At 40.9% G+C, this 17,220-nt stretch carries 18 protein-coding genes; 5 read left to right on the forward strand and 13 right to left on the reverse strand.

All coding sequences use genetic code 11. From position 1 onward, the window contains the following. Positions 1-2 precede the first annotated feature (2 nt). From NDN13_RS06275 to tsaA, 4 genes are all read right to left on the reverse strand, one after another. Positions 3-662, reverse strand: a complete 660-nt coding sequence (locus tag NDN13_RS06275; RefSeq protein ID WP_016163937.1) for a response regulator transcription factor — start codon at positions 660-662, stop codon at positions 3-5. A 99-nt stretch (positions 663-761) separates the two neighbouring features. Beyond that, a complete protein-coding gene (locus NDN13_RS06280; protein WP_251117609.1) occupies positions 762-1,127 on the reverse strand; it encodes a NirD/YgiW/YdeI family stress tolerance protein in 366 nt (121 codons plus the stop codon). Between the two features lie 87 nt (positions 1,128-1,214). Continuing rightward, the gene (gene tfpB, locus NDN13_RS06285) at positions 1,215-2,996 is read right to left on the reverse strand and encodes a type IV pilus assembly ATPase TfpB (RefSeq protein ID WP_251118178.1); all 1,782 of its coding nucleotides are present in this window, start codon (positions 2,994-2,996) and stop codon (positions 1,215-1,217) included. 47 nt (positions 2,997-3,043) lie between these two features. Then, complete coding sequence (gene tsaA / locus NDN13_RS06290) at positions 3,044-3,757, reverse strand: tRNA (N6-threonylcarbamoyladenosine(37)-N6)-methyltransferase TrmO (protein ID WP_251118179.1); 714 nt, start codon at positions 3,755-3,757, stop codon at positions 3,044-3,046. Between the two features lie 118 nt (positions 3,758-3,875). On the opposite strand from tsaA, the gene NDN13_RS06295 reads away from it, so the two are divergent. Then, entirely contained in the window at positions 3,876-4,655 is a 780-nt protein-coding gene (locus NDN13_RS06295; protein ID WP_004806522.1) for a ferredoxin--NADP reductase, read from the forward strand. 139 nt (positions 4,656-4,794) lie between these two features. Here NDN13_RS06295 and NDN13_RS06300 read toward each other — a convergent pair whose 3' ends face one another. Further along, positions 4,795-5,355, reverse strand: coding sequence for a TetR/AcrR family transcriptional regulator (locus tag NDN13_RS06300; RefSeq protein ID WP_251117610.1), 561 nt, complete (start codon positions 5,353-5,355; stop codon positions 4,795-4,797). Positions 5,356-5,803: 448 nt separating this feature from the next. Between NDN13_RS06300 and NDN13_RS06305 the strand changes: the two genes are divergently transcribed. Both NDN13_RS06305 and NDN13_RS06310 read left to right on the forward strand, forming a co-directional pair. Further along, positions 5,804-6,658, forward strand: coding sequence for a heme oxygenase-like domain-containing protein (locus NDN13_RS06305; RefSeq protein WP_251117611.1), 855 nt, complete (start codon positions 5,804-5,806; stop codon positions 6,656-6,658). Positions 6,659-6,839: 181 nt separating this feature from the next. Further along, positions 6,840-7,295, forward strand: a complete 456-nt coding sequence (locus NDN13_RS06310; protein WP_004653942.1) for a DUF441 domain-containing protein — start codon at positions 6,840-6,842, stop codon at positions 7,293-7,295. A gap of 88 nt (positions 7,296-7,383) precedes the next feature. Here the strand turns inward: NDN13_RS06310 and NDN13_RS06315 are convergent, their stop codons facing one another. Next, a complete protein-coding gene (locus NDN13_RS06315; RefSeq protein ID WP_241271182.1) occupies positions 7,384-8,304 on the reverse strand; it encodes a LysR family transcriptional regulator in 921 nt (306 codons plus the stop codon). Positions 8,305-8,545: 241 nt separating this feature from the next. Between NDN13_RS06315 and NDN13_RS06320 the strand changes: the two genes are divergently transcribed. After that, positions 8,546-9,241: an epoxyqueuosine reductase QueH gene (locus NDN13_RS06320; protein ID WP_005204312.1), complete on the forward strand. Its 696-nt coding sequence runs from the start codon at positions 8,546-8,548 to the stop codon at positions 9,239-9,241. A 49-nt stretch (positions 9,242-9,290) separates the two neighbouring features. Here the strand turns inward: NDN13_RS06320 and NDN13_RS06325 are convergent, their stop codons facing one another. Further along, the gene (locus NDN13_RS06325) at positions 9,291-10,082 is read right to left on the reverse strand and encodes a DUF4198 domain-containing protein (protein WP_251117612.1); all 792 of its coding nucleotides are present in this window, start codon (positions 10,080-10,082) and stop codon (positions 9,291-9,293) included. 193 nt (positions 10,083-10,275) lie between these two features. Here NDN13_RS06325 and NDN13_RS06330 point away from each other — a divergent pair, with 193 nt between their 5' ends. Continuing rightward, a complete protein-coding gene (locus NDN13_RS06330) occupies positions 10,276-11,496 on the forward strand; it encodes an MFS transporter (protein WP_251117613.1) in 1,221 nt (406 codons plus the stop codon). A gap of 23 nt (positions 11,497-11,519) precedes the next feature. On the opposite strand, the gene NDN13_RS06335 is transcribed toward NDN13_RS06330, so the two are convergent. From NDN13_RS06335 to NDN13_RS06360, 6 genes are all read right to left on the reverse strand, one after another. Then, on the reverse strand, positions 11,520-12,128 hold the full coding sequence (locus NDN13_RS06335) for a DUF2238 domain-containing protein (RefSeq protein WP_251117614.1): 609 nt from the start codon (positions 12,126-12,128) through the stop codon (positions 11,520-11,522). A gap of 95 nt (positions 12,129-12,223) precedes the next feature. After that, positions 12,224-13,177 (reverse strand): siderophore ABC transporter substrate-binding protein, encoded by a 954-nt coding sequence (locus tag NDN13_RS06340; RefSeq protein ID WP_251117615.1) that lies wholly within the window; start codon positions 13,175-13,177, stop codon positions 12,224-12,226. Positions 13,178-13,186: 9 nt separating this feature from the next. Further along, on the reverse strand, positions 13,187-13,951 hold the full coding sequence (locus NDN13_RS06345; protein ID WP_241271185.1) for an iron ABC transporter ATP-binding protein: 765 nt from the start codon (positions 13,949-13,951) through the stop codon (positions 13,187-13,189). Further along, entirely contained in the window at positions 13,942-14,898 is a 957-nt protein-coding gene (locus tag NDN13_RS06350; RefSeq protein ID WP_251117616.1) for an iron chelate uptake ABC transporter family permease subunit, read from the reverse strand. The genes NDN13_RS06345 and NDN13_RS06350 overlap by 10 nt, the downstream gene beginning before the upstream one ends. After that, entirely contained in the window at positions 14,888-15,844 is a 957-nt protein-coding gene (locus NDN13_RS06355) for an ABC transporter permease (RefSeq protein ID WP_251117617.1), read from the reverse strand. The genes NDN13_RS06350 and NDN13_RS06355 overlap by 11 nt, the downstream gene beginning before the upstream one ends. Positions 15,845-16,136: 292 nt before the next feature. Then, positions 16,137-17,120 (reverse strand): ion transporter, encoded by a 984-nt coding sequence (locus NDN13_RS06360; protein WP_251117618.1) that lies wholly within the window; start codon positions 17,118-17,120, stop codon positions 16,137-16,139. Positions 17,121-17,220: the final 100 nt, after the last annotated feature.

Consider the following 17,220-nt stretch of genomic DNA (forward strand, 5'->3'; position numbering starts at 1 on the left):
TGTTATTCCTGATGCATGCGATAGCCTAAACCACGAATGGTTTTGATATATTGCCCGCCAATTTTCTTCCGAATCTGATAAATAAACACTTCAATGGCATTGCTTTCAATTTCATCCCCCCATGCATATAAGGATTCTTCCAGTTGTTCCCGTGTCAAAATATGATCGGGCTTTTGCATGAGTTTATGCAAAATCTGAAATTCCTTCGCGGTCAGATTAATGGCCTGTCCTGCTTTGCTCAGTGTTTTGGCTTGCGGGTCTAGCTGTAAATCGGAAAAATTTAGATACTGCCCCGCTTGGGCTTGATGCTGGCGTAATTGTGAACGAACCCGTGCTGATAATTCCTCTAAATTAAATGGCTTGACTAAATAATCATTAGCACCAAGGTCTAAACCTTCGACCCGATCATGAATATGATCTTTGGCCGTAATAAAAATAACCGGGGTTTTGCTGTCCTGACGGCGAATCGCTTTCAGAATGTCATCCCCAGTGGCCTGTGGTAAGCCTCGATCCAATAAGATGCAATCATATTGATGCTGTTCGACCGCCAAGATGGCATGATCACCACGTTCAACCCAATCAACGCTATAACCATCCATCTCTAACCAGTCTTTAATACTCTCTGCCTGAGAGGCATCATCTTCAGCCAATAAAATTCGCATAAAATAATCCTCTCTCTTGATCTATAACATTTTCTGAGAATAAAGCATAAGCAAAAAACCACATGATTGTCATGTGGTCTTTGGGGATGATCCGATTGCTTAGAATTGAACTTGATCTACATCCACCTCAACACGCTTGGCTGGTTTGTAATCAATATCAATTTCACCAATCAATGTTACAGGCGTTTTTGCCGATACAGCTTTACCTTGCCATAAGTCATCATCAATATCGACAGTGATTGAACCGGTTTGATCGCTAAACTGATATTTTTCATCGCCTGTCGCTTTCACCACATAACCTTTTAATTGCACTGGCGTATCATCTTTCATCGTCAACGCTTGTTTAACGGTAATGGTTTGAGTTGGTGCTAGCGCCTGTTGATTCACGGCATTTGTATTTGCAACTGCAAAAGTTGTCACACCAACCAAACCAGCGATTACAGCAACTTTAGAAAAAACGTTCATCTTGATACCCTCATTGTGGTTCATCATTTCGATGTAGACATTAAAACAAATGAAGATGAGGTGAATCTGAAGATTCAAATTTTCTGTTTAACTCAGAGGTACTACGCGTAAAACTTCTTCCAAAGTGGTTACCCCTTCAAGGACTTTACGTGCCCCTGCAATACGCAAGGGCTCAATCCCTTCTTTCTTGGCCTGTGCTCTTAAATCGTTTAGGGTAGCGTTAGCACTAATTTGTGACTTAAGCTCTAAACTCACTGGCATGAATTCATAAATGCCAACACGGCCTTTATAGCCAGTATGACGACACGCTTCACACCCTACCGCTTTATACATTGTAGTGGGCATGTCCATCATCATATAGTCAAAAGTGAGATGCTCCCATTCTTGCTCATTAATGGCGGTTTGCTGTTTGCAATGCGGACAAAGACGACGCACCAAACGTTGTGCCAAGACACCGAGAATCGTTGCTGCGGTAAGGAACGGTTGGATTCCAAGATCATGTAAACGAGTCAAACTTGACGGCGCATCGTTGGTATGTAAAGTAGAAAGCACCAAATGCCCTGTTAATGCCGCTTGTATCGCCATATTTGCAGTATCGTGATCACGAATCTCACCCACCATGATAATGTCAGGGTCTTGACGCATTAAGGCACGCACCCCATCCGCAAAGCCTAATTCAATATTCGGATTGACCTGCATTTGGTTAAAGCTTGGCTCCAGCATTTCAATCGGATCTTCAATGGTACAGACATTGACCTGTTCGGTTGCCAGTTGTTTTAATGATGAATACAGCGTGGTAGTTTTACCTGAACCTGTTGGGCCTGTCACCAAGATAATGCCATGACTATGTTGTGTCAGTTGCTGCCAGCTCTGCAACAAATGCCCTTCAAAACCCAATTGCTGGAAACTACGGACCAACACTTCTGGGTCAAAGATACGCATCACCAACTTTTCACCAAAGGCGGTCGGCAAAGTAGAAAGACGCAATTCTGTTTCTTGCCCTTTCGGTGTACGCGTTTTTAAGCGCCCATCTTGCGGTTTTCGCTTTTCCGCCACATTCATACGACCCAAGATTTTAATGCGCGAAATCACTGCAGTGAGTGTATTGGCAGGCATGTTATAGATCGTGTGTAAGACGCCATCAATACGGAAACGCACCTTGCCTTTATCTTTCCTTGGCTCCAAATGAATATCACTGGCGCCTTGCTCGAAGGCGAATTGCAGCACCCAATCCACCAACTTCACAATATGCTGATCATTGGCATCAGGGTTTTGGGTATCGCCTAACTGCAATAAAGCCTCAACACCTTTATTTTCCCGATCATAAATACTGGCATTTTGCGATGAACTGACCGCCCGACTGACTTGATAATATTCAACCAGATAACGTTGCAGTTGTTCTGGATTGAGCAGCACTTTCTCAATTTTCTTTGGTGCTAAACTTCGCTCCAAGTTATTGAGCCATTCAGTGGTAAAAGGTTGATCGGTTCCAATGAGAATCCGATCCGCATGCACTTCAACCGCCAGAATATGGTTTCTAGCTGCAAATTCTTGTGACATCACACTGGTTAAAGCAGCTACATCGGCTTTCAGTGGATCAATCACAAAGAGAGGAACATCTGCTTTTTCAGCCAGCCACTGGCACAAACGATTGAGTGCTAGCGTGGAACCCACATTAAGTTGATCTTTTAAATTAAAATTGGCAATCCACTGTAACGGATGCCATTTCAACTGATCTTTTTGACGATGCGTGGTTTGGATGAGTAACTTATCCCGTTCAGTTATACGACCATCTTTCAGTAGTTGCTCTAAACACCACGTCACATCAATCGTAAACGAAAAGTTTGCAAATTTTGCCTGTGCTTGTATCACCGTCAGTTCCCCAAATATATGACTCAATTATTTTTTTAAAGTTTTTAGCTTTGCTCTACAGTGACAACTGTGACACTCCGATCATCCACTGTAAAACGAATATTCAATTCTGAAAAACACATACCATAGACCCGTTCCGCATCATCTTGATACGCAGGCCGTGGATCTAAAGATAACACTTGTTCCAGTTCATCGAATATCTTTTTATCCAAAATCCTGTGCTTTAATAACTGTTGCTGCTGTGACTGTGCAGTTTCCGTCCACACAACTATTTTCCGTATTGGCTCTTGTTGGGCATAGCCACTAAGCGAATCTGCAATAGAATCGGAATATTGGATATACGGTTTGATGTCTAGAATCGGTGTGCCATGGAGTAAATCACTGCCCATGACATACAGGCGAACCGCTTTCCCCTGCTTTTCAACACGTAAAAAACGTACCACAGATAAACCAATCGGTGATGGTCGATACATACTACGCGTGGCAAAAACACCAATTTTCTGATTACCACCCAGTCGTGGCGGACGCACCTGTGGACGAAATTTAGACATTTGATTCAAAGAGTTATCTTGATTTTTGTTTTCATGGAACTGCCATAACAGCCACAAATGACTAAAATCTTCGATCCCTTCAAAAGCCAGAATATTGTTATAAGGCTCCGCCATCTCTATATAGGACTCGACTTGTACGAGGTTTGGTTGACGCGGGATACCAAATTTCTCCCGATAAGGAGAATGCATATGGCCAATGATCGGCATGACTACTGAGTTGCTCATCACTTTTTCTTATAAACACAATTAAATATATTCAGTTTATCGAGAATGATTTTAGATTAGAATAGCGATCTGTTTCTTTTAACTGTGATCGAGACCTTTAATGGCTGCTTTTAACGTTGAACGCATTACTCATGTTCACCACTGGAATGACACGCTTTTCAGTTTTAAAACTACACGCGACACCAGCTTACGTTTTAAAAATGGTCAGTTTGTGATGATCGGCCTTGAAGTGAATGGTAAGCCTTTAATGCGTGCTTATTCGATCGCGAGTGCGAATTATGAAGAAGAACTCGAATTCTTCTCTATTAAAGTACAAGACGGTCCATTAACTTCTATCTTACAAAAAGTACAAGTGGGCGACGAAATCCTGATTTCTAAAAAGCCTACAGGCACTTTAGTACATGACGACTTATTACCAGGTAAAAATTTATACCTTTTATCTTCTGGTACTGGCCTTGCTCCATTCCTTTCACTGCTTCGTGATCCTGAAACTTACGAAAAATTTGAAAAAGTGATTATGGTTCACGGTACACGTTATGTATCAGAACTTGCTTATCAAGATTTGATCTTAAATGAACTTCCGAATCACGAGTTCTTTGAAGAATTAGGAATCAAAGACAAATTGGTATATTACCCAACGGTAACACGTGAGCCGTTCCATACCCAAGGTCGTGTAACCACAGCAATTGAATCTGGCGAACTATTTGAAAAAATTGGTTTACCACGTTTTAACCGTGAAACTGACCGTGCCATGCTGTGTGGTAGCCCTGCCTTCCTTAAAGATGTTGCAGCACTGCTTGATGAACATGGTCTAGTTGAATCACCACGCATGGGCGTAATGGGTGACTATGTGATTGAACGTGCATTTGTTGAAAAATAATTTTCAATCAGTAATCTAGAAAAACCGAGGTTTTAGCCTCGGTTTTTCTTTTTTAAATATGATTTAAATTAAGCTTAATTTTTTATTTATATTAATTTTCATAAAACCGTCATTTAATAAAACTAAATAAAACAATTAATCAAGCTGCCTCTAAATGAATCAAACGTTCAATATAATACCAACACTCTTCGATTTGAGCATGATCCTTATTCACTTTTGCATAAGCTGTCATACCATCTAAAATATTAATATACATCGCAGTAAGCACATGCGGTTGAAATACTTTAGCCTTTTCAAATAAATCTTCCACCAAGGCCATTAACCACTCTCGATATTCAACAATTGGCCCAATAATAGAGGGATATTGTTGTAGAATTTCTAAAGAGGCTTTTTGGAACATACAACCATGAAAATCATCTGAATTAAACCAAGATAAATGCCAAAAATAAACGGCCTTGATTTTCCCCAAATAATCATCTGCTGGAATTAAGCTGATTTCATGTTCAATGGCTGCCTGAATACTTTTATTCCTTCGAGACAAGCATTCTTCGATCAAGTTCTCTTTGGAAGGAAAGTATTTGTAGAACGTCATCTTAGCAACGCCCGACTCACTAATAATTCGATCCACACCTACAGAGCTGTAGTTATGACGGTTAAAAAGGTTTAGAGCCGTTGCAATAATATCTTCTTTTTTTGACATTTTATTATCCTTGTAGAATTCTATCAAAAAACTTAATGCATTATTTAGACATAGTTTACATGCTGGAAAGTTCTGGCCACTATGTATGTTTATGTTATTTTAAGAGCATTATAGAAAAGTCATATTTTCTTTATTGTTCCTCTTATAGGGTATGTAAAAATCAGTCTACATACAAGATCATTTGTAAAAAAATCTTTCTATTTTTAAAACATTTCTTTTTAACGTGAAGCAATTCACTTTTTGTTTACAGTTAAGTTAATTCATAAACTTTCTTGCTATTTTTTAGCCGACTTAATAAATTGATTTCACAAAAAATTCATTTTATATTTAAATCATCCAATAAAAAGATGTTTGGTTGAACTAATAGTTATATTCATAAGCAACCAAAGAAAATCTAAGTAAATAATTGGAAAAGCAATAATATTATTAATTCATCGAGTACAAAACTATGCCAAAAAAATTTGAAAACTTTAACGACCCAAGACAGAAAGCTATTGAAGGAATGAAGAATAGTATTTCTACTGAACAATGGAACAAGAACCTGAACTTTCTGAAACAATTACGTGCAGAAATTTCAAATCATCCTGTTTCACGTCATCCTGCCATTCAACTTTTAAATGACGGTGTTATTGATAAAGAAACCTTAAAACACATTCATTTAGAATATCGCCATGCCATTGTACAAGTATTTACGGATGCTTTATTAATGGCGCAATTCCAAAGCAAACAATTAGAACCACGTTTATTATCAGGTTCTAAAATGTTCCCACGCTTTTTACTTAATCTTAATATTCTGGATGAGTTTGGTTTCCGCCCAGGTTTAGACCAAGAAGGTTACTATTCAGGCAATCCTGAATATGCCCACTACCCACTGTTTGAAGATGTGTTAAATGACTTTGAACTCAGTCAAGCAGAACGGAATGACTATCAACCGTCTCTCATTTCACAACGCGTGCGCAATTATTTGGAAAACTCATTCCATAGCTACCAAGCAGTATCTGCATTATTGGCTGTGGCTGAAGAAGAAGTGATTCTATTTAGCCCTGCATTACGTCAGGCCACCAAAGCCGTTGGTTTTGATGTCGATAGCGGTTATTACTATGTGCATGGTGTTTCACATGATGCATCTGCTGAAGCGGCTGATGATGATCATGAAGACGATTTATGGTTCGTATTGGCACAAGCCTGTGTTGAATCTGAATATGCATCGATTCGCCAAATTTGCCTTGAATATTGCGATTTATGGGAACAGTTCTGGGATGAACAAATTGCCTATTATGGAACATTCAAAAAACTGGCTTAATCTCTTTTGCTCAAGGAAGCCATCTTCAACTTTTAGTTGAAAGATGGCTTTTTAATACCTTGGAGAATCTACAAAAGCATGAGTATGAAAGCCTTCTCCTCTGCTATTAAGATGAATTTAACCGAAGTTAGTCTACAATTTACGATATAATTCAACTTTCTTTCCCGCAAACGTTTCGCGCATGTTTTCACAATTTGATGTCAACTTATTGGTTCTGCTTGTTTTATTGGGTTGCGGTATTTTTAGTCAAAACACGGCAGTCACAATCGCAGCTGCTTGTCTAATCTTGGTTAAACTGACTCCTCTGAATCAGTTTTTCCCTTATATTCAAAATCATGGTTTGAATATAGGCATTATTATCCTGACCATTGGTGTATTGGCACCGATCGCAAGTGGCAAAATCAGCGGTGAAAGCATTCTAAAATCATTTATCAGTATTAAATCATTGGCTGCGATTGCAGTTGGATTATTGGTGGCGTGGCTCGGTGGACGCGGTGTCAAACTGATGAGTAATCAACCCGATGTAGTTGCAGGACTTCTGATCGGGACCGTGGCAGGCGTTGCGCTATTACGCGGCGTACCTGTAGGTCCATTGATTGCCGCAGGGATATTATCCCTGTTGATTGGTAAATCTTGATGAGACTAAAAACTATAAAATAGAGACTTATCGCGCGTTAGTAGATAGGTAGTGGTGCTGCCACTACCTGATAACCAACAATCACTGCTTACTGTTCATAATATGCGGTGCGTAACTTAGAAAACTTCTCCAACTGCTTAATAAAGCCTTCAAAGTAATTCTTTTCCTTATCTTCACTACGATAACCCGCATAAAGCTTCCGTCTTAAACCTTGCGGCGAAACACAGTCTAAACGACGACTCACGACCCAACCTTTTTGCTCATACTCATTCACCACCCAATCAGGTAATGCGGCAATACCACGCCCACTGGCAACCAATTGGATCAGCATCTGAGTAAGATCAGTCGTACGAATATGTTTAGGTTGAATATTGGCAGGGATAAACAAGTGCGCCATGATATCAAGACGATGCTTATCGACTGGATAGGTGATTAAAGTTTCTTCTGCCAAATCTTCGACTGAAACCTGTTCAGCACGCACCAAGGGATGGGTGTTGGAAAGCACTAAACGAGATTCATATTCAAAGATCGGAAAGTACTCAATCCCTTTTAATGCAATCGGGTCAGCTGTAATTAATAAATCAAATTCCGCATTTTGCAAGAGTTCATGTGGGTTGGATTCAAAGCCTGCTGCAAAGTCTAGGTCCACATCTGGATATTGCAGACGATATTGATTGAGTAATGGCATGAGCCAATCAAAGCAGCTATGGCATTCCGATGAGAAAATAATTCGTCCCGTTTGCCCATGCACAATACGGGTAATATCGGTTTGCGCAATTTGCACCTGTGGCAGTACATCATCTGCAAGTTTCAGTAAACGTTCACCCACATTGGAAAAACTCACAGGACGGCTACGACGGTTAACCACTTCCACCCCATACCAGTGATCCAATTCTTTTAATTGATGTGAGATTGCCGATGGGGTAAGGCATAAATCTGTTGCTGCAGATACCAATGAACCGTGCTCTCTTAAAGCAATTAACGTTTTTAAATGACGGAGTTCTAACACGACCACTACCATTATTGAATTTAATTCATCTTAGCATGATATTAATTAGTTTGTCTCAACATGGCTTTTATTTCATTATTTACCGTTCACGGTCGTTTAAAAACTCAGCACACCTATTGCAATTGATACGCTGATGCTTTTGGTATTAAAAAATTTTCAGCTTGAGCTGAGAACATTTCATGGAATTAGAGCTCCACAGAAGTTTAAAGCTTTTACAATAAACAATTCACTTTTGCAGACTATGCCGACGATGCCTCATCCAAGTCAAAAGACGCTTGAACGCCAAACACTCAGCCTACCTGAAGGACATGACAAACTTTTGCTGCATTCATGCTGTGCACCATGTTCAGGTGAAGTGATGGAAACCTTGATTGAGTCTGGCATCGACTTTTCAATTTTTTTCTATAATCCGAATATTCATCCTGTCAAAGAATATCTAATCCGTAAAGAGGAAAATATTCGCTTTGCCGAAAAGCATAATATTCCGTTTATCGATTGTGACTACGACACGGATAACTGGTTTGCCCGTGCCAAAGGCATGGAAAATGAACCTGAGAAAGGCATTCGCTGTACCATGTGTTTTGATATGCGCTTTGAACGTACCGCACTATATGCCTATGAACATGGCTTTAGTCTGATCAGCAGTTCACTGGGCATTTCACGTTGGAAAAATATGCAGCAAATTAATGATTGTGGTCTGCGTGCAGCGGCGCATTATCCAGATATCCAATATTGGGATTATAACTGGCGTAAACATGGCGGCGCAGTCCGTATGCTGGAAATCAGCAAACGTGAAGAGTTCTATCAACAGGAATACTGTGGCTGTGTCTATTCACTCAGAGATAGTAATCGCTGGCGTATGAGCAATGGTCGTGATCGCATTAAATTGGGCGTTAAATTTTATAGTAATGCAATGGATGACGAGTCAAATCAATAAAAGACGTCGAAATAAAAGGCTAATTCATCTGAATTAGCCTTTTCTCTTCTTAATTTACAGCAACACTGATAATGCTATAGAACTGATTGCTTGGTTTTTGCTTCGTATCGACTGCTTCACTGACTTCAATCAGATATTCGCCTGCTTTAGCAAAGACTAAATCAGCACTGCCATCTGCGGCAGTCTTCAAGCTCATGCCTTGCTTATCGGTTGCACCTTTAGCACGAATGACCACATTGGCATTGGCCAATGCTTGATTGGCTTTCGATGCTTTAATTTTCACCGTTTGATTGGCCTTTAGCTCGCTTGGATGAGTTAGAAACTCAACTTGAATTGGAGCTGTGCTTGCCTGCACTGACGTATTCTTCTCTTTAGACACATAAGTCAAAAATGTCCATTCACGGGTAATTTCAACAGGGGTAAATTTTTTCGCTTTTAAATCTGAAGGAATGACAAAATCACGCTCAGCTTTGGCAGGTGCTTTGTCTGCTGGCATATCAAAGAACATTTTCCATTCTTTTTGATCTTGCACATATTTCAATGGATAACTGGCACTGGTTTTGACCGTATAAGTCCCTGCTTCAGGCAATTTCAAATCAAATATAGTTGCCGAACTGAGCTTAGAATCTGGCTCAATCGTGGTTTTAGTTTTATTCGGTGCGGTAATCTCAAACTTCGCATCTTTTAATGCATATTCACTCTGTAAAGCCTCTTCTGCATAGCCCGAGATAATTGCAACTTGGGTTTGTTCCGTTGTATATGCAAGTGGTGCAACATAGGGTTCATGAGCAAAGCTATAAGCTGAAGCAAGCAACAATGAACTGATCAATAATTTTTTCACTCTTTTCCCACCCTTATAAAAATTTAGCTTGAAACATCTGTTTTGCATTATACATAAATGAAAATAATTATCATTCAATTAATCAACTTTTATGCTGTATCTGCAAATCAATTGAGCTAAAATTTGTGTTCTATTTCACTTTTCTTAAAGCGAGTCGAATATAATACGGCGGTACTTTTAGACTCAAAATATTATGTCCTCGCCAAACTCTCCCTTAGATTCCACACCCTCACACAATTATTCCTTATTCTTGGTTATTTTCTCCCTTGCGGTTGGTAGTTTTTGTATTGGTACTACTGAATTTGTGGCAATGGGATTGATTCAGGAAATTGCCACTGATTTAAATGTCAGTGTGCCACATGCAGGCTATTTCATCAGTGCCTATGCACTCGGTGTCATGGTGGGTGCTCCGATTATTGCGATTTTAGGGGCAAAAGTACCCCGTAAGACGCTATTGCTTAGCTTGATGCTGTTTTATGGCCTGGCCAATGCAGCAACCGCTTTTGCCACTACACCTGAAGCCATGTTGCTGTCTCGCTTTATTGCAGGATTTCCACACGGTGCTTACTTTGGTGTAGCAGCATTGGTTGCGGCAGAACTGGCAGGTAAACAACGCCGTGCCACAGCGATTGCACAAGTCATGATGGGACTCACCATTGCCAATGTCATTGGCGTGCCGATTGCCACATGGTTGGGTCAACAATTTGGCTGGAAATCAGGTTTTGAGTTTTCTGCGGTGATCGCGTTTATTACCCTGATCGGTGTCAGTCTATTTGTTCCCAATATCCCATTGCAGAAAACGGCCAGTATCAAAGCGGAGTTGGCAGGTTTAAAAAATATCAATATGTGGCTGACTCTTGCCGTTGGTGCAATTGGCTTTGGTGGCATGTTCTCGGTGTATAGTTATGTTTCACCGATTCTAACCGAATATACCTATGCCGATATTCGAGTGGTGCCTGTGGCCCTTGCAATTTGGGGTGTAGGTATGGTGATTGGTGGTCTGGTTGCTGGCTGGTTGGCAGATAAAAATCTATTTAAAACCATTATTGGCATCTTGATCAGTTCGGCACTGGCATTTGTTGCCGCCAGTTTTATGATGTCCAATCTTTATACAGCAATTGCGGCCCTATTCTTAATTGGTTTTACCGTGATCGGTCTAGGCGGTGCTTTACAAACCCATTTGATGGACATTGCGGGTGATGCACAAACTTTGGCGGCCTCACTGAATCATTCAGCTTTCAACTTGGCCAATGCGCTTGGTGCTTTCTTGGGCGGCTGGGTCCTCAGTCATAATATGGGCTGGTTAGCACCGATTTGGGTGGGTTTTGTATTAAGTTTAGGTGGTCTGGCGATTCTATTGATTGCGCTAGCGTACGCCAAATATTCACAAAAAATTGAATCTGCCGTGTCTTAATGGCAGATTCATTACTTTAAAAATTACGACATTAACTCTGCTATTTGTCGATCATGCCATCGAGAGAATAACAATAAGGCTGTGATCGACCCAATCAAGGCAAAAAACATATCTGATTGGGTATCCCACTCATCCCCTTGTGTCCCCAAAAACTCTTCTGCCCCTTGCCCCAAAGACAATGCTGCCGCCCATTCAATCAATTCATAGCTGGCACTGATTGCCAATACAATACAGATCACAATAAAGCTCAGCATTTTGCCTTTGCTTAAAATATGGTTGCGAATCAGAATTTCACGTGCAGCTATGGCAGGGACAAAGCCCTGCATAAAATGTCCAATTTTGTCATAGGGGTTACGTTCTAAACCAAACCATTGTGCCATCTCAAAACCCAACGGCACGCGTGCATAGCTATACGCCCCACCTACAATCAGTACGATGGCATGCAAGAAAATAAGTCCATATAACAGAGGGCTGAGCGGAAAAGCTTTGTAAGTGGCAAATAATAACGGGACCACAATCAATACGGGTATGACCTCAAGCCACCACGTGGTTCGATCGAAAGGCTGAATTCCAGAAATCAGCAGCAAAATAGCTAAAATCGCCGTGCCCAAATACAATAAAGAAATACGCATGCTGTTATAAAAGTAGTGATTTATTTCATTACATCATATAAAAAACCCAAAGCAAGTCCTTCGGGTTTTTGTTATAAAATCAGCAGATTGAATTTTTATTTCACGGCATCTGCCACTTCTTTCAGCATGTCCTTCATACCATCGAGACCATTGTTCATCAGATACCAGTTACTTGAATCCAGATACACAATATTGCCATTTTGCGCGGCTTTAGTTTGGTTGATAATCTTATTATTCAACACTTGTTTTGCACCTTGCTGATTTTCAGTAATTGCAGCACCGCGGTCAATCACGAATAGATAATCTGGATTTTTCTGAGCGATAAATTCATGCGACACCGCCATACCATGCAAGCCCACTTTGATTGAAGGATCTGCAGGAGTAAAACCATATAGATCATGGATATTACCGAAGCGTGAGCCTGGGCCATACGCTGCAATTTTGCTGTTATTGACCAAAATCACTAACGCTGTTTTACCCTTAGTCTTGGCTTTCAATGCGTTAATGTCTTTTTCTAAAGTTTGCAACTGCTGCTCAGCTTCTGGCTTTTTACCCACCATTTCAGCGATATTTAGGGTTTGCTGTTTAAAGGAATTAAACTGATCGTTGTAATCCACATCAACAAAATAAGTCGGCGCAATCTGTTTAATCTGGCCCATCAGATTTTCCATACGGCCACTCATGAGAATCAGCTCAGGCTGACTGGCTGCAATTTTTTCCAGATTCGGTTCTTTGGCTGTTCCAATATCCAGATACTTCCCATCATTAAAACCTTGCAATACTTTCGGTAAGGGCGTGCCTTTGGGTAAGGCCACCACTTTATCACTCGCACCCAAGGCATGAATGGTATTTAGGGCATTGGTATCCAGTACCGCAATACGAGACAAGTTTGCAGGAATCGTGATCTGACCAGCCTTACTGTTAAAGCTCAAACTATCCTGTGTCGCAGTAGAATTTACATCCTGTTTTGCCGAAGGTGCTTCGGAATTACCACATGCAGCCAAGACCACACTCAGCATCATGACTGGCAATGTTTTTTTGAAAAGCATAACGAACTCCTAACTAATAAAATACAAACCTAATTTGTGCTGTTGAACCTGTTGAATCGGGATATGAAAATCAAAAATATCGTTGAGAATGCGTTCATCCATCATCTGCTGAGGATGACCTTGGTAGACCAATTGCCCTTCTTTCATGGCAATAATGTGATCGGCATAGACCGAGGCAAAATTGATGTCATGAATTACCACAATGATGGATTTTCCATGATTTTCAGCCAGATCTTTTAACACCTTCATAATCTGTGAAGAGTGCTTCATATCCAGATTATTCAAAGGTTCGTCCAGCAAAATATAATCGGTGTCTTGTGCCAGAATCATGGCGATATAAGCACGCTGACGTTGACCACCTGACAGCTCACTCAATTGGCGATGGCGTAATGCTTCTAAATCCATATAGGCAATGGAACGGTCAATCACCTCACGATCTTCTGCGGTCAAGCGTCCTTGTGAATAGGGAAAGCGACCAAATGCCACCAAATCTTCAATACTGAGTCGTAACTCGGTGTGGTTGGACTGTTTTAAGATGGCCAGTTTTTTTGCAATCTCGGCACTTTTCATTTGGCGTAGATCCTGCCCATCTAGCAACACTTGTCCCTGATCAGCCTCGATTAGACGGCTCATGATCGAAAGCACGGTACTTTTTCCCGCGCCATTCGGGCCAATAAAAGCCGTAAACTGACCTTTGGCAATGCTCAGTGAAAGCCCATGCACCACCTGTTGTTGCTGATAGCTTTTGCTTAAATTCTTTAGCTCTATTGCCATTTTTTATTTTCCTTCAGTAATATCCAGAAGAAATAAATTCCACCGACAAAATTAATGATCACACTCAATGTGGTTTTTAAATTCAATACATGCAGCACCACGAATTGCCCAACCATCAAACACAGAATGCTGACCAGAATAATGCCGATTAATAAGATGTGATGTTGATGGGTCTTGAACAGCTCAAGGCTAATGTTGAGTACCAGCAAGCCAAGGAACATCATGGGGCCTGCCAAGGCTGTCGCAGAAGCTAACGCCAATACCACCAGAATCAATAACAAGCGACTGGTCTTGTCATAATCCAGACCCAAATTCAGAGCATGATCGCGTCCCAACGCCATCACATCCAACTTGTGATAATGCTTTAAGCTGTAAAACAGAATCGGCACAATGGTCAGCAAAGACAGTCCAACGGTTTCCATTTTCACCACATTAAAACTGGCAAAACCGGCATAGGCTGCAATCTGAAATTCATCAGGATCGAGCAAGACTTGAAAAAAGGTGGTCATGTTGTCGAATAAAGTTGAACAGATCAGCCCGACCAACAACAAGAAGTAAATATTTTGCTGTGCAACTTTCTTAAAAATAAAGCGATACAACAATAAGGCAAAGCTCAGCATTAACACCAAGCTAATCAAATAATCCAAGACAAAGTTAAATGACAGCAAGGTGCTGGCACCAAAGAAATAAATAATCTTGGTCTTGGATAGTTCATATAACTTATCCAATCCTAGAGCCTGTGGTGTCACGACCCGATTATTGACAATGGTATGAAACACCAAGGTCGACACCCCTACAGCAACGCCAGCGACAATGATTGCGGCTACAGTTTTTAAACGCAGACCGAGTGCATATTGCCATGTCACACCTAAGCCCCAACCCAAATACAAGGCAATGCTGAGGATAGTTAAAAAGGCTAAAACAATGAGCTTGGTTTTATGTGGCATAGCGGTATCTCCTGAGCAATAACCACAGGAAAATCACACTACCAACGATGCCCATAATCAGACTCACCGACACCTCATAGGGATAGATCACCACCCTGCCAAAGACATCACATAGCAGAACCAGTAAAGCACCGAGAAGCGCCGTATGTGATAAGGTTCGGCGGATATTGTCACCTAGATATAAGCTGACCAAATTCGGTACGATCAGCCCAAGAAACGGAATCGCACCCACAGTCACAATCACCACACCTGTAATCACCGAGACCAGTAACAAGCCCAAAAATAAGGTCTGTTTATAATTCAGTCCAAGATTGGTGGCAAAATCCTGTCCCAAGCCTGCCAAGACAAAACGATTGGCAAAGATATAAATCAGAATCAACACAGGAACACTAAGATAGATCAGCTCATATTGACCATTTAAAATGGTGGAAAAGTCACCTTGCAACCACCCCGCCAAGTTCTGCAATAAATCCATTTGCAAGGCGATAAAGGTGGTAAAGGCCGAGATAATACTGCCGAAAATCATCCCCACCAGTGGAACAAAGACGGTATCCCGATGCTTGAGGGTTGCCAGAATGCTCATAAAGGCCATTGCCCCGATCAGTGTCACAGTTATGGCAAAACCTGTTTTTACAAAAATTGAAGCACTCGGTAGCAAGATAATCGAAACCAGTACACCTAAACGAGCACAGTCATATAAACCTGCGGTGGTTGGCGACACGAAACGGTTGCGACTGAGGGATTGCATAATCAAACCGCAGACGCTCAGGCCCGCACCTGCTACAACAATTGCCATAAGACGCGGCAAACGACTGGTCCAGAACAATTGCCAGTCCAGTGGATTACCTGCCCACAAACCGGCAAGACTCATCTCGCCTACACCGACAAATAGGGAAATCAATGCCAGTGGAAGCAATAATAAAATTAGATAACGCCGCTTAATCATGTTGGGAGAAATTCATCAGTTGCGTAAACTTAAAATAAGCTTAAAAATTACAAAACATTAAACAAGAAACTATCACAAATGATAAAGATTATTGTTAACTTTTTTAAATGAAATAGCTTTTGTGTGAAGTAGCACTTAATGAACTGAACTTTTAATTTTTAATAAAAAAGCCCTAAGTCTCAGTGTTACCGAGCTTTAGAGCCGAATTGAGTGTCGCCACATCCGAATAAATGGCTAAGCATTACCAATTTATACTGAAGCCTTAGGCTACATTTTTATAATAAATTTCAAATTATTCAGGAAGCTTTTCACCACAGTGTGGGCAGTAACGACACAGTTTCTTTTCCTGCTCCTGATCTTCAAGCAGCTTTTCTCTGATCAGTTGCATAATAATTTCATGGGTCTGCTCTTTGGGTAAACCGACCTTTTTGCGAATTCGTTCTATTTCCACTTGATCATGCAGTAGGTCCAAACCTTTGGCCTGAAGTACCTCCCTAAACTCTTGCTCCAGTCGCTGATTACGCATATTTAATTCATTGGCAAGGCCAGAAGCCAAAATACCCGCAGGTAAAGCAGCAATACCGACACCAAGAATGGTAATGAATGCACCGAGTATCCGACCCAAGTTAGTCACAGGAGTCACATCGCCATAACCAACAGTGGTTAAGGTAACCACTGCCCACCACATCGATTGTGGTATTGAACTAAACGCCTCAGGCTGGGCTTTATTTTCCACCACATAAATCGCGGATGCCGTCATCACGATCATAATCACCAAGATAAAAATGACCGCTTGGAATGAGCCTTTTTCGCGTTGAATCACGCGCAATAAAATTTGCAGGGAAACAAAATAACGGGTTAGCTTGAGTAAGCGAACCAAACGTAAGACCCGCAAGAAACGTAAATCGATCGGAACAATGAAATTGAGATAAGCAGGTAAAATCGCCAATAAGTCGATAATTGCCCCGCCACTTTTCATCCAGCGAACTCGTTGTTTCCACGCAGGCTCTTGTGGCTCTTCCTCAACAATACTCCAGAGCCTGAGCAGGTATTCGCCACTAAAAATCATGATCGAGAGATTTTCAAAGATATCGAAATAAGGCTTGTACAGTTGATAAAATTCGTTGACGGACTCCAACAAAACCGCAGCAACGTTGCCAATAATCAAGGCAATCAATAGATAGTTTACACAGGTACTTACCGTACTTTTATAGTCATCATTGTGCAAATTGTCATAAACAAAGCGTCTTAATTGCTGCCATGAAAATTGAGTCATACCATACTTATTGTTTGATCAAGCAAGCTGAAAATGTAGCATGATGCTTTCATATTTAATAAGGGATTTTAATCTGAAGCCCTATTTTTCTCGAATTAAA

It is taken from the genome of Acinetobacter sp. C32I, assembly GCF_023702715.1.
Taxonomy (GTDB): domain Bacteria; phylum Pseudomonadota; class Gammaproteobacteria; order Pseudomonadales; family Moraxellaceae; genus Acinetobacter.

Bases quoted from the DNA above. Each gene is read 5' to 3' on its own strand.
- NDN13_RS06275 (WP_016163937.1), bottom strand. From the start codon at position 662: ATGCGAATTTTATTGGCTGAAGATGATGCCTCTCAGGCAGAGAGTATT.
- NDN13_RS06280 (WP_251117609.1), bottom strand. From the start codon at position 1,127: ATGAACGTTTTTTCTAAAGTTGCTGTAATCGCTGGTTTGGTTGGTGTG.
- tsaA (WP_251118179.1), bottom strand. From the start codon at position 3,757: ATGCCGATCATTGGCCATATGCATTCTCCTTATCGGGAGAAATTTGGT.
- NDN13_RS06295 (WP_004806522.1), top strand. From the start codon at position 3,876: ATGGCTGCTTTTAACGTTGAACGCATTACTCATGTTCACCACTGGAAT.
- NDN13_RS06300 (WP_251117610.1), bottom strand. From the start codon at position 5,355: ATGTCAAAAAAAGAAGATATTATTGCAACGGCTCTAAACCTTTTTAAC.
- NDN13_RS06305 (WP_251117611.1), top strand. From the start codon at position 5,804: ATGCCAAAAAAATTTGAAAACTTTAACGACCCAAGACAGAAAGCTATT.
- NDN13_RS06310 (WP_004653942.1), top strand. From the start codon at position 6,840: ATGTTTTCACAATTTGATGTCAACTTATTGGTTCTGCTTGTTTTATTG.
- NDN13_RS06320 (WP_005204312.1), top strand. From the start codon at position 8,546: ATGCCGACGATGCCTCATCCAAGTCAAAAGACGCTTGAACGCCAAACA.
- NDN13_RS06330 (WP_251117613.1), top strand. From the start codon at position 10,276: ATGTCCTCGCCAAACTCTCCCTTAGATTCCACACCCTCACACAATTAT.
- NDN13_RS06335 (WP_251117614.1), bottom strand. From the start codon at position 12,128: ATGCGTATTTCTTTATTGTATTTGGGCACGGCGATTTTAGCTATTTTG.
- NDN13_RS06340 (WP_251117615.1), bottom strand. From the start codon at position 13,177: ATGCTTTTCAAAAAAACATTGCCAGTCATGATGCTGAGTGTGGTCTTG.
- NDN13_RS06345 (WP_241271185.1), bottom strand. From the start codon at position 13,951: ATGGCAATAGAGCTAAAGAATTTAAGCAAAAGCTATCAGCAACAACAG.
- NDN13_RS06350 (WP_251117616.1), bottom strand. From the start codon at position 14,898: ATGCCACATAAAACCAAGCTCATTGTTTTAGCCTTTTTAACTATCCTC.
- NDN13_RS06355 (WP_251117617.1), bottom strand. From the start codon at position 15,844: ATGATTAAGCGGCGTTATCTAATTTTATTATTGCTTCCACTGGCATTG.
- NDN13_RS06360 (WP_251117618.1), bottom strand. From the start codon at position 17,120: ATGACTCAATTTTCATGGCAGCAATTAAGACGCTTTGTTTATGACAAT.